Source organism: Pseudomonas sp. GD03944, from assembly GCF_029839275.1.
Lineage (GTDB): Bacteria > Pseudomonadota > Gammaproteobacteria > Pseudomonadales > Pseudomonadaceae > Aquipseudomonas.
Genome location: NZ_JAOCAH010000006.1, coordinates 162,691 through 174,837 on the forward strand (window position 1 = coordinate 162,691; position 12,147 = coordinate 174,837).

Annotated in this window: 9 protein-coding genes; 4 read left to right on the forward strand and 5 right to left on the reverse strand. The window is 65.2% G+C overall.

From position 1 onward, the window contains the following. The 4 genes from N5C28_RS11905 to N5C28_RS11920 all read right to left on the reverse strand — a co-directional run bounded on the left by N5C28_RS11905 (nt 1) and on the right by N5C28_RS11920 (nt 4,368). Nucleotides 1-2,250, reverse strand: coding sequence for an Orn/Lys/Arg decarboxylase N-terminal domain-containing protein (locus N5C28_RS11905; protein WP_279822519.1), 2,250 nt, complete (start codon nt 2,248-2,250; stop codon nt 1-3). 128 nt (nt 2,251-2,378) lie between these two features. Beyond that, nucleotides 2,379-3,122 (reverse strand): DNA polymerase III subunit epsilon, encoded by a 744-nt coding sequence (dnaQ, locus tag N5C28_RS11910; RefSeq protein ID WP_279822521.1) that lies wholly within the window; start codon nt 3,120-3,122, stop codon nt 2,379-2,381. Then, nucleotides 3,115-3,567, reverse strand: coding sequence for a ribonuclease HI (gene rnhA, locus N5C28_RS11915; protein WP_279822522.1), 453 nt, complete (start codon nt 3,565-3,567; stop codon nt 3,115-3,117). Before rnhA ends, dnaQ begins: the two co-directional genes overlap by 8 nt. A gap of 27 nt (nt 3,568-3,594) precedes the next feature. Further along, a complete protein-coding gene (locus N5C28_RS11920; protein ID WP_279822523.1) occupies nt 3,595-4,368 on the reverse strand; it encodes a methyltransferase domain-containing protein in 774 nt (257 codons plus the stop codon). 74 nt (nt 4,369-4,442) lie between these two features. Here N5C28_RS11920 and gloB point away from each other — a divergent pair, with 74 nt between their 5' ends. Next, nucleotides 4,443-5,216 carry a hydroxyacylglutathione hydrolase gene (gloB, locus tag N5C28_RS11925; RefSeq protein ID WP_279822524.1) on the forward strand — a complete coding sequence of 258 codons (774 nt, stop codon included), beginning with the start codon at nt 4,443-4,445 and terminating at the stop codon, nt 5,214-5,216. Between the two features lie 99 nt (nt 5,217-5,315). Beyond that, on the forward strand, nt 5,316-6,881 hold the full coding sequence (locus N5C28_RS11930) for a LysM peptidoglycan-binding domain-containing protein (protein WP_279822526.1): 1,566 nt from the start codon (nt 5,316-5,318) through the stop codon (nt 6,879-6,881). Here N5C28_RS11930 and N5C28_RS11935 read toward each other — a convergent pair whose 3' ends face one another. Next, on the reverse strand, nt 6,882-8,327 hold the full coding sequence (locus N5C28_RS11935; RefSeq protein WP_279822528.1) for an HDOD domain-containing protein: 1,446 nt from the start codon (nt 8,325-8,327) through the stop codon (nt 6,882-6,884). A 146-nt stretch (nt 8,328-8,473) separates the two neighbouring features. On the opposite strand from N5C28_RS11935, the gene N5C28_RS11940 reads away from it, so the two are divergent. Both N5C28_RS11940 and N5C28_RS11945 read left to right on the forward strand, forming a co-directional pair. After that, nucleotides 8,474-10,303 carry an extracellular solute-binding protein gene (locus N5C28_RS11940; RefSeq protein ID WP_279822658.1) on the forward strand — a complete coding sequence of 610 codons (1,830 nt, stop codon included), beginning with the start codon at nt 8,474-8,476 and terminating at the stop codon, nt 10,301-10,303. Beyond that, nucleotides 10,300-12,147: an extracellular solute-binding protein gene (locus N5C28_RS11945; protein WP_279822529.1), complete on the forward strand. Its 1,848-nt coding sequence runs from the start codon at nt 10,300-10,302 to the stop codon at nt 12,145-12,147. Before N5C28_RS11940 ends, N5C28_RS11945 begins: the two co-directional genes overlap by 4 nt.

Below are 12,147 nucleotides of genomic sequence, written 5' to 3' on the forward strand. Positions count from 1 at the left end.
TCACAGCTTGATGCAATCGACCGTGTAGGCGCCGTCTTCCTCCTGGCGCTGCAGGCCGTGCACGTCGGCATCGAAACCGGGGAAGCGCTCGGCGAAGGTTCGGGCGAAGGCCAGGTAATCGAGGATCGAACGGGTCTGCGCGGTGAAGCGCTCCCCCGGCATGATCAGCGGGATGCCCGGCGGATACGGCACCAGCATGACCGCGGCGATGCGCCCTTCGAGCTGCTCGATCGGCACCGCCTCCACCTCGCCGCGCACCAGCTGGTTGTAGGCGTCGGCCGGCATCAGCGCCACCTCCGGCAGCACCGTGTACATGCGCTTGAGCGCCTTGGCCGTGGCGTTCTCGCGGTAGCAGGCATGCAGCGCGTCGCACAGGTCGCGCAGGCCCATGCCCTGGTACTGCGTGCCGCCCTCCCGGGCGATCGATGGCAAGGCATCGAACAGCGGCAGGTTGGCGTCGTAGCTGCGCTTGAACTCCAGCAACTCGGTGAGCAAGGTGCTCCACTTGCCCTTGGTGATGCCCATGGAGAACAGCACCAGGAACGAGTACAGGCCGGTTTTTTCCACCACCAGGCCGCGCTCCCAGAGGAACTTGCTGACCACCGCGGCCGGAATCCCGCTGAGGTCCAGCGCACCAGCGGCCGTCAGGCCCGGCATGACCAGGGTGACCTTGATCGGGTCGAGCAGCACGTAGTCCTCGGCGATATCGCCGAAGCCGTGCCAGTCGGCCTGGGGCTGCAGCAGCCAATCGCCGGTCGCCACGCCCTCCGCGCCCTCGGCCTGGGGCGGCTGCCAGATGCTGAACCACCAGTCGTCCGGCGCCAGGTTCTGCCGCAGGTTGGCCAGGGCCCGGCGAAAGCTCAGGGCCTCGTCGAAGGTTTCCTGGATCAGCGAACGGCCGGCCGGCCCTTCCATCATCGCCGAGGCCACGTCCAGCGAGGCGATGATGCCGTACTGCGGCGACGTGGAGATGTGCATCATGAAGGCTTCGTTGAAGCGGTCACGGTCCAGCTGGCGGGTGCCGCCGTCCTGCACGTGGATCATCGACGCCTGGCTGAACGCCGCCAGCAGCTTGTGCGTGGAATGGGTGGTGAACACCAGCGGCGCGCCCTCGCCGCGGGAGGTGCCCATGCCGAAGCGGCCGCTGTAGAACTCGTGGAACGCCGCGTAGGCGTACCAGGCCTCGTCGAAATGCAGCACCTCGACGCTGTCGCCCAGGGTCTGCTTGATCAGCTCGGCGTTGTAGCACAGGCCGTCGTAGGTCGAGTTGGTCACCACGGCCAGCTTGACCTTGGGCGCACGGCCCCGGGCCAGCGGGCTGGCATCGATCTTCGCCTGGATCGATTCGCGGCTGAATTCACTGAGGGGAATCGGCCCGATGATCCCCAGCTCGTTGCGCTCCGGACACAGGTACAGGGGAATGGCCCCGGTCATGATGATCGAATGCAGGATCGACTTGTGGCAGTTGCGGTCGACCAGCACCAAGTCGTCACGCCCCACCATGCTGTGCCAGACGATCTTGTTGGCGGTGGAGGTGCCGTTGATCACGAAATAGGTGTGGTCCGCGCCGAAGTTGCGCGCCGCCCGGGCCTCGGCTTCGGCCAGCGGACCGGTGTGGTCGAGCAACGAGCCCAGTTCGGGCACCGAGACCGACAGGTCCGAACGCAGGGTGTTTTCGCCGAAGAACTGGTGGAACGCCTGCCCCACCGGGCTCTTGCGGTACGCCACGCCACCACCATGCCCCGGCGTATGCCAGGAATAGTTGGACTGCGCGGTGTGCTGCACCAGGGCGCGGAAGAACGGGGGCAGCAGGCCATCCAGGTAATTGCGTGCGGCACGGGCGACCTGGCGGGCGAGAAAGGGAACGGTGTCTTCGAACAGGTAGAGAATGCCGCGCAACTGGTTGAGGTCGGGCATCGCCTCGGCCGGGGCGTTCTCGATGGTCACCTGCTCGCCCAGGGCGAAGATCGGCAACTGCGGCGCCCGTACCCGGGCGATGCGGATCAGCTCGACCATGTCCTGCAGCAGGTGCTTGTTCTCGCCGGCGCCTTCGGCCGCCACCAGGATGCACGCCAGGCCGTGGTGGGTCGAGGCGACGATGCGCCCTTCGGCCGAGCTGGCCGTGGACAGGATGGTGAAGCCGTCCTGCTCCAGTTCCCGGGCGATGGCCCGCACGCGATCACCGGCCACGGTATCGGCCTTGATGTCGCGGTGCACGATCAGGACGGGGAACTTGAGGTCTTTGTACATTGTGGCGTCCCTGGAGGCGGCAGGCCCGACCTGCCTATCGCCTCAGGGTAGAGGCTCGCCCGGATGGGCGGAACCCCTGTTGCTTCACGCTGTACGAAAAGGTCGCGCAGCGATAACTCGGCAAACCGTCAAGCTTCGGCCTTGGCCTGCTCCAGCTGCACCCACAGCGCCGGTGCACCGGAGGCCTTTTCGATGATCGCCAGGCGCGCCGCATGGGCCGCCAGGTCCTCGGCGGTGGCCGGGATGACCCGGGTGCGCGGACGATCCGCCGCCAGGCGGCGAATGGGCGTGGCCTGCTGGCGACCCGAGCCGTCGCCCTCGGAGCCGTCGCCGGCCAGGGACAGGTTGGTCTGGCCACCGGTCATCGCCAGGTAGACGTCGGCCAGGATCTCGGCGTCGAGCAAGGCGCCGTGCAGTTCGCGGCCGGAGTTGTCGACGTCGTAGCGTTTGCACAGCGCATCGAGGCTGTTGCGCTGCCCCGGGTGACGCTCACGGGCGAAGGCCAGGGTGTCGAGTACGGTGCAGTATTCGCTGATGTCGGCCCGATCCTGCTGCTTGATCAGGGCGAATTCATTGTTGAGGAAGCCCACGTCGAACGCGGCGTTGTGGATGATCAGCTGGGCATCCTTGATGAATTCGTAGAATTCATCGGCAACGTCCTTGAAGCGCGGCTTGTCCTTGAGGTCCTCGTTGGTGATGCCGTGGACCGCGATGGCGCCTTCATCGATCTCGCGATCGGGCTGCAGGTAGACGTGGAAATGCCGCCCGGTCAGGCGCCGCCCGATCAGCTCGACACAGCCGATCTCGATGACCCGGTGGCCATCGGTGACCGGCATACCGGTGGTTTCCGTATCCAGTACGACACTACGCATGCTTCAACGCCCTCACTTCATCCACCCCGCGGTTGGCCAGCTGGTCGGCACGCTCGTTGCCCGCATGGCCGGTATGGCCACGCACCCACTGCCAGGTCACGGTGTGCCTGTTCACTTGTTCATCCAGTTGCTGCCACAGATCGGCATTCTTCACCGGCTGCTTGGCGGCCGTCTTCCAGCCGCGCTTCTTCCAGTTCGGCATCCAGTCCTGGATGCCCTGCATGACGTACTGGGAGTCGGTCACCAGGCGCACGTCGCAGGACCGCTTGAGCTCGGCCAGGCCACGAATGGCCGCCATCAGTTCCATGCGGTTGTTGGTGGTTTCGGCCTCGCCGCCCCACAACTCCTTTTCCACGCCCTTGAACACCAGCAACGCGCCCCAGCCTCCAACGCCCGGATTGCCCTTGCAGGCGCCATCGGTGTAGATCTCGACTTGATCGGTCATGCAGCGCTTATCTCTCAGTAAATAGTGCTATCGGCAGGCATCGGGGTCCTTGGCATCGCGGCGGCTGACCTTGGCCACCGGCATCGGCACCAGCTTGCCCATGGGCTCGCGTCGGGGCTTGCGCAACGGCCGCAGCCCCACCACCAGCTTGCGCGCCACCAGCACGTAAAAACCGCCACCCGGTGACTGGCAGGAACCGCCCCAACGCTCCAGCGGCGCCAGACGCGCCTGCCAGGTCGCCGAAGAAAGCGGCGGACGATAGCACCCGAAGCGGCGTTTCTCCAGCGCAAACCCCAGCAGGTGCAACCAGTCGCTGACCCGGGTCGGGGCAATGCAGCGCGCGTGGCGCATGCTGTCACGGGCGAACAGCCGACGCACGCCCCAGGTGCTGAGCGGGTTGATGCCGACGATCAGCAAGTGGCCGCCCGGGCGCACGCTGCGCGCCGCCTCGCGCAGCAGTCCATGGGGCGACAGGCTGAAATCCAGGCCATGTTGCAGCAGCACCACGTCGGCGGCGAACTCGGTCAGCGGCCAGGCCTGCTCCTCGCAGACGATTTCCACCCCCTTGAACGGCGCTCCGAGGCGGACGCTGCGCTGGATCTGCACGGCATTGGGCGGTGCCTCGGCGGACGGACCGTAGTGCACCAGGTAGCCGCCGAAGAACCGCGCCAGCTCCTCCTCCAGCAAGGGCTGCTCGGCCTGGAGCAACTGCTGCCCCTGGGGCCCGCCGAACCAGGTACGCGCATCCCCGATCAGCTGCAGCCAATCGGCATCGGCCTGGGCGAATGGATGGTCAGACATGGGAATACCTACGTAGCCGTCGATAGCAATGACGCCTAAGATGCACCTTTGTGCTCAGCTTAGCGACCCGTCCCATGATAAAGATCGACGCCCTTCCCGCCTTCAACGACAACTATATATGGCTGTTGCAGGACCTCGAACAGCGGCGCTGCGCGGTCGTCGATCCGGGCGATGCGGCACCGGTACAGGCCTGGCTGGCCGCCCATCCCGAGTGGGTGCTGAGCGACATCCTGATCACCCACCATCACTTCGATCACGTCGGCGGCGTCGAGGCCCTCAAGCAGCAGACCGGCGCCCGGGTCTACGGCCCGGCCCAGGAAACCATTCCCGGGCGTGACGTTGCGCTGGAACAGGGCCAGCAGGTCGAGGTACTCGGCCTGCCTTTCGCCATTTTCAGCGTGCCCGGCCACACCCTGGGCCACATTGCCTACCACCAGGCCGAGCAGCACTGGCTGTTCTGCGGCGACACCCTGTTCGCCGCCGGCTGCGGCCGGCTGTTCGAAGGCACGCCGGCGCAGATGCACGACTCGTTGAGCCGCCTGGCCGCCCTGCCCGCACAGACCCAGGTGTACTGCACCCACGAATACACCCTGAGCAACCTGCGTTTCGCCCGGGCGGTGGAGCCGGAGAACCGGCAGATCGCCCAGCGTTTCGACGAGGTCATGGCCTGGCGGGAAGCCGGGCGCATCAGCCTGCCCTCCACGCTGGAACTGGAGTTCGCCACCAACCCGTTCCTGCGGGTGACCGAAACATCTATTAAAGAAAAAATCGACGAACGCGACGGCAAGCGAAACCGCACGCCCAGTGAGGTTTTCGCCGCCTTGCGCAGCTGGAAAGACCAGTTCTAAAAGGTCGACGACTGCGCAAAAACCTGGTTAAAACTTGACCACCCCTGGTTCGATTTCTAGAATCGCCCGACTTTCGACCCAGGGAACCCCCCACGACCAATGCCTTCATCCCCACGCAAGACCTTGAATTTAAAGGCATTGGCACTCGGCGCAAAAGCGCTGGTGGTGGTGTGCGGCGTCGTGCTGGCAGGTTGCCAGAGCATGGGCAACAACGCCCCTCGCGACAGCGCGCGGGATACCGACCGTGCGGTCGGCCTGGAACAGGAGCCGCAGTGGCTCACTGACACCCTCAAGCCCGAAGCCCCGACCGATATCTGGGAGCGGGTGCGAGCCGGCTACCAGCTGCAGGATGAGATCGGCATCAACCCGCGCATCGAACAGCAGCGCCTGTGGTTCGTCAGCAACCCCTCCTTCGTCGAGAAAGCCGGCGAGCGCAGCAGCCCCTACATCCACTACATCGTCGAGCGCCTCGAAGAGCGCAACATGCCGATGGAGCTGGCACTGCTGCCGATGATCGAGAGCTCCTACAATCCCTTCGCCTACTCCCACGCCGACGCCGTGGGCCTGTGGCAGTTCATCCCGTCCACCGGCCGCCATTTCAATTTGCGCCAGACCTCGTGGTACGACGGTCGCCGCGACGTGATGGCCTCGACCAATGCGGCGATGAACTACCTGTCGCGCCTGCACGAGATGTTCAACGGCGACTGGCTGCTGGCCCTGGCGGCGTACAACGCCGGCGAAGGACGCGTCAGCCGCGCCATCGAGCGCAACCAGAAACTCGGCCTGCCCACCGACTACTGGAACCTGCCGCTGCCCACCGAAACCCGGAACTACGTGCCCAAGCTGCTGGCCCTGTCTCAGGTGGTCATGACCCCACAGGCCTACGGCGCAAACCTCGCACCGATCGCCAACGAACCCTATTTCGAGGCGGTCGAGCTCAAGCAGCACATGGACCTGTCCCGCGTGGCCGCCATGGCCGAGCTGGACGAGGACGAGCTGTACCAGCTCAACCCCGCCTTCAAGAAGCGCGTCACCCTGGACGGCCCACAGCAGTTGCTGATTCCTACCGAGAACGTCGAACTGCTGACTGCCAACCTGGCCCTGATGACACCCCAGGAAGCCGTGGACTGGCAGCAATACACCGTGCGCTCGGGCGACAGCCTGCACAGCATCGCCAACCGCTACCGGCTGACGGTCAACACCATCAAGGACATCAACAAGCTGCCCAGTAACAACCTGCGCATCGGCCAGGTCCTGAGCATTCCGGCCGAACCGGGCAGTCCGGCAGGCAGCCCGGCCCCGCTGTACGAGGATGTCGCCAGCAGCAAGGCCAGCTCGCGCAGCTACACGGTCAAGAACGGTGACAACCTGTGGCAGATCGCCAAGGCGCACCAGGTGTCGGTCAACGACGTGCAGCGCTGGAACAAGCTCAAGGGCAACAACCTGCGCGTGGGCCAGACCCTGATCCTGCAGGATGCGGTCGCTGCCAACGACAACCACGGCAGCGCCCGTGGCGGTATCACCTACTACAAGGTGCGCCAGGGCGACTCGCTGTACCTGATCGCCAAGCGTTTCAAGGTGCAGATGAAGCACCTCAAGAGCTGGAACCCGCGTACCGGCAGCGCCCTCAAGCCCGGCCAGACCCTCACCCTGCGCCTGCCCTGATCAGGCGCGCTTGCTCAATGCCTCCAGGCAGCGGCTGCCCAACTGGGTGAAGCGCTGGAACGCCACGAACTGCTCGTGACTCAGGGCCCGCCCGGACACCCAGCTGTCGGCGTAGAGCACGCCGATTTCCCGCGTGCCCGCCAGCAGCGGTGACACGAAGAACATCCCCGCCCCCAGGCGCTGGCGAATCGGCTGGGTCACCAGCTCCGCCAGGTTGTAGCTGGCCGGTACGCCCATCCACAGCGCTTCCTTGTTGCGCAGCACGTAGCTGAAGATATGCGGCTGCTCGCGCTGCTCGGCCGGCAGCACGAAGTCGGTGAGCCAGCCTTCGGTGCCTTCGCCCAGCACGCGCTTGACGCGAAAACAGCTCTGTTCGTCAGCCAGCACCATGAGCATGACCCGCTCCAGCCCGGCGCCTTGGTGCAAGCCCTTGAGCAGGGTGTCGAGGATCATCCCCGGGTTGGCCCGCGACGAGACCATCAGCCCCAGGTCCTGCAGGGCCTGCTGCATCACCAGCAGGTCCGGCTGCAGCAGGCGCGCGCGGCGTTGCTCCTGCAACAGGAAGATCTGCTCGGGATCGGTGGAGGGAATCAGCCGGCACAACTGGCTGGCACCAAAGCTCGCCGCCACCTGCACCGCCTCGTCGGCGCTGGCCAGCACCTGCTGCATGGCCTCCGCCGGGGTGATGCCGATGACGCCGGCGAGCTGGGCGACCAGCGCTTCCATTTCCGGGGCATCCCAGCCGGCCAGGGCGGCCTCGCTGATCCGCGCGCCCAGGCTGACCGCCATTACCGCCGGGTCGCGTGAACCGCCGCCGGCGTGCACCAGGGCTGCCGTTTCGCCGATGTTCCAGCTTTTCACCAGGCCCAGCGTCAGTTGCCGGAAGCTGGTCCCCAGGATGGTGCGCACGGCCTCGTCGGCGTCCACACCCGGACGGTCGAGGGCAACGGCCAGCTCGTCGGCCTGCTCGCCACCGCAACCCCAGAAGGCCAGCTCACCGAGGTGGAACAGCAGCGCCGCGATGAACACCTCCTCTTCCTGCCGCGGCAAGACGTAGCCGGCGATATTGCGCGCCTGCACCGCGGCGTGGAACGAACGTGCGAGCAACGCCAGCAGCTGCTCGCGGGGCGCCTTGGTCAGCAGGCCGTCGATCAGGCTGACCGACATGCTGATCGAGCGCACCGTGTCGAAGCCGATCAGCACGATGGCCCGGGAGATGGTACGGATCGATTCCTGGGAGGGGTTGTAATAGACACTGTTGCCGACACGCAGGACCTTGGAGGTCAGCGAGGCGTCACGCAACAGCACATCGGCCAGTTGCTGGACCGATGATTTTTCCTGCTGTGCCAGGCGGTGCAGATCCTGCACCACGGCCGCCAGTGCTGGCAGTTCGGCCTGATTGAAGCGATCGATCCATGACTGCACACCCTGACTGCGTATACCCAAGATCGTGGCCTCGTCACAATTCATTCAAGTGTAGTCAAAATCCTGCCACAACTTGCCTGCGGGGATGGCCTTTTTCCAGCGGATACAAGCTGTTACTGTACGGCCCAAGAAGCCCTAAAGCCGCCACGGATCGGATATTTCACTTGATACGTCCCCTCCTCTCGCTGTTGCTCAGCCTGGCACTTGGCTTTCCCGTATCGGCGGCCGTCCATGAGAGTCACGGTTACGCTCAATTCGGCGCGCTCAAGTACCCGGCGAGCTTCACGCATTTCGACTGGGTAAACCCCGAAGCCCCCAAGGCCGGCACCCTGCGGATGATGGCTGCCGGTACGTTCGACACCCTGAATCCGTACACCTTCAAGGGCACCAGCCCGATCGCCACCGCCAACTTCCTGCAATACGGCGTCACCGAGCTCAACGAGCCGCTGATGGTGGGCACCGGCGCCTATGACCCGTCCGGCGACGAGCCCGCCTCCAGCTACGGCCTGATTGCCAAGTCCGTGGAATACAGCGAAGACCGCAGCTGGGTGGTGTTCAACCTGCGACCTGAAGCACGTTTTCACGACGGCAAGCCGATCACCGCCTTCGACGTGGCCTTTTCCTACCGTCTCCTGCTGAAGGAAGGCCATCCGCAGTACCGCACCAACCTGCAGGAAGTGAAGCGCGTCGACATCCTCAACCGTCACCGCATCCGCTTCGTCTTCAAGCGCGCCGGCAACCCGCTGCTGATCCTGCGCCTGGGTGAACTGCCGGTCCTGCCCCAGCACTACTGGAAGGACCGCGATTTCAAGGCCACCACCTTCGAACCGCCCCTGGGCAGCGGTCCCTACCGTATCGCCCGGGTCAGCCCGGGCCGCAGCCTGACCTTCGAACGGGTCAAGGACTGGTGGGGCAAGGACCTGCCGGTCAACCGCGGCAAGTACAACTTCGACCGCGTCGAGGTGGAGTTCTACCGCGACAGCCACGTGGCCTTCGAAGCGTTCAAGGCCGGTGAATTCGACTTCTATATCGAGCAGCAGGCGAAGAACTGGGCCAACGGCTACCGTTTTCCCGCCGTGACCCGCGGCGAGGTGATCCGGGCGGAAATCCCCCACCAGATTCCGACCCAGACCCAGGCGCTGTTCATGAACAGCCGCCGTGCGATCTTCGCCGAGCGCAAGGTCCGCGAAGCACTGGGGCTGATGTTCGATTTCGAGTGGACCAACCGCACCCTGTTCAACGACTCCTACCGCCGCGCCAGCAGCTACTACCCCAACAGCGAGTTCTCCGCCACCGGCAAACCCGAGGGCGCCGAGTGGCTGCTGCTCTCGCCGTACCGCAAGCAACTGCCGGCACGCCTGTTCACCGAAGCCTTCGCCGTGCCGAAGACCGACGGCCGGGGCATCCCGCGGGAAACCTTGCGCAAGGCACTCGGTCTATTGGCCGAAGCAGGCTGGAAACCCTCCGGCCAGCGTCTGCAGAACAGCGACGGCGAGCCGCTGCGTTTCGAAATCCTGCTGGTCAATCCGAACCTTGAGCGCATTCTTCAACCCTTTACCGAAAACCTCGCCAGTATCGGCATCCACGCCCGCCTGCGCACGGTCGACCGGGCGCAATACAAGCAGCGCCTGGACCAGTTCGACTTCGACATGGTGCTGCTGACCTTGCCCCAGACCCTCAGCCCCGGCCTGGAGCAATCGTTGTACTTCCATTCGACCCAGTCGGTGATCAAGGGCGGCAAGAACTACGCCGGGGTCAACCACCCGGTGGTCGACGCCCTGCTGGAAAAACTGCTCTCGGCCCAGACCCGTGACGAACAGGTGGCGGCCACCCGCGCCCTGGACCGCGTCCTGCTGTGGCAGCACTACACGATTCCCAACTGGTACATCGACTATCACCGCCTGGCCTACCGTAACCGGTTTGCCTTCGTCACCACCCCGCCCTACACCCTGGGCCTGCGCACCTGGTGGCTGAAACCTACGGAGAACCCCCGATGACGCACCCCCTGCGCACCCTGCTCGTCCATGGCAGCGGCATCCTGCTGCTCGGCCTCGCCGGCCTCGGCCAGGCGGCGCCCAAGCACGCCGTGACCCTGTACGACGAAGCGCCGAAGTACCCGGCCAACTACCAGCACTTCGATTACGTGAACCCGGACGCGCCCAAAGGCGGCACCTTCCGCCAGGCCGGTTCCGGCGGTTTCGACAGCCTCAACCCCTTCATCAGCAAAGGGGTCGCGGCCGATGACATCGGCCTGATCTATGACACCCTGACCCGCCACAGCCTGGATGAACCCTTCACCGAGTACGGGCTGCTCGCGGAAAAGATCGAAAAAGCCCCGGACAACGCCTGGGTGCGCTTTTACCTGCGCCCCGAAGCGCGCTTCCATGACGGCCAGCCGGTCACCGCCGAAGACGTCAAGTTCACCTTCGAGACCCTGATCACCAAGGGCGCCCCGATGTTCCGTGGCTACTACGCCGACGTGGACACGGTGGAAGTCGAAGGCCCGCTCAAGGTGCGCTTCGTCTTCAAGCACCCAGGCAACCGCGAGCTGCCGCTGATTCTCGGCCAGCTGCCGGTCCTACCCAAGCACTGGTGGGCCGAGCGCGACTTCGCCAAGGGCAACCTGGAAGCCCCGCTGGGCAGCGGCCCCTACCGGATCGCCGACGTGAAGGCCGGGCGCACGATTCGCTACGAGCGGGTCAAGGACTGGTGGGGCAAGGACCTGCCGGTCAACCGCGGCTTCTACAACTTCGACGTCATGCAGGTGGATTACTACCGCGACAACACCGTGGCCCTTGAAGCCCTCAAGGCTGGCCAGTTCGACTACTGGCTGGAGATCAGCGCGAAGAACTGGGCCACCGCCTACAACACCAGCGCCGTGGCCAACGGCCAGTTGATCAAGGAAGAAATCCAGAACCGCAACCCGACCGGGATGCAGGGCTTCATCTTCAACGTGCGCAAACCGATCTTCCAGGACCGCCGGGTACGCGAGGCCCTGGGCCTGCTGTTCGACTTCGAGTGGGCCAACCGGCAGCTGTTCAACGGCGCCTACACCCGCACCCGCAGCTACTTCGACAACTCCGAACTGGCCTCCCGGGGCCTGCCGAACGAGGCCGAGCTGAAGATCCTCGAACCGCTGCGCGACAAGATTCCTCCGCAGGTCTTCACCGACGAGTACCGGGTCCCGGTCTCCGACGGCAGCGGCATCATTCGTGAACAGCAGCGCCGGGCCTACCAGTTGCTGCAGGAAGCCGGCTGGCGCATCGAAGGCGACCAGATGCTCGACGCCAGTGGCAAGCCGGTCATCATCGAGTTCCTCCTGGCCCAGACCGAATTCGAACGCATCCTGCTGCCGTTCAAGCGCAACCTGGCCGACCTGGGCATGGAGCTGGTGATCCGCCGGGTCGACGTGTCGCAGTACATCAACCGCCTGCGCTCGCGGGATTTCGACCTGATCGTCGGCGGCTTCGGCCAGTCCAACTCGCCGGGCAACGAACAGCGCGAATACTGGCACTCCAGCAGCGCCGACAACCCGGGCAGCCGCAATTACATCGGCCTCAAGGACCCGGCCATCGACCAACTGGTCGAAGACCTGATCAACGCCGACTCCCGGGAAAGCCTGGTCGCCCATACCCGCGCCCTGGACCGGGTGCTGCTGTGGGGCAACTACGTGATCCCCAACTGGCACATCAAGACCTGGCGCGTGGCCTACTGGAACCGCTTCGAGCACCCCAAGGTCACGCCCCACTACGACATCGGCCTGAACACCTGGTGGGTGCGGCCGAACGTGGAGGCGCCACAACCACCTGTCGACGCCGAACCGGCGAGCACGGAGCACTAA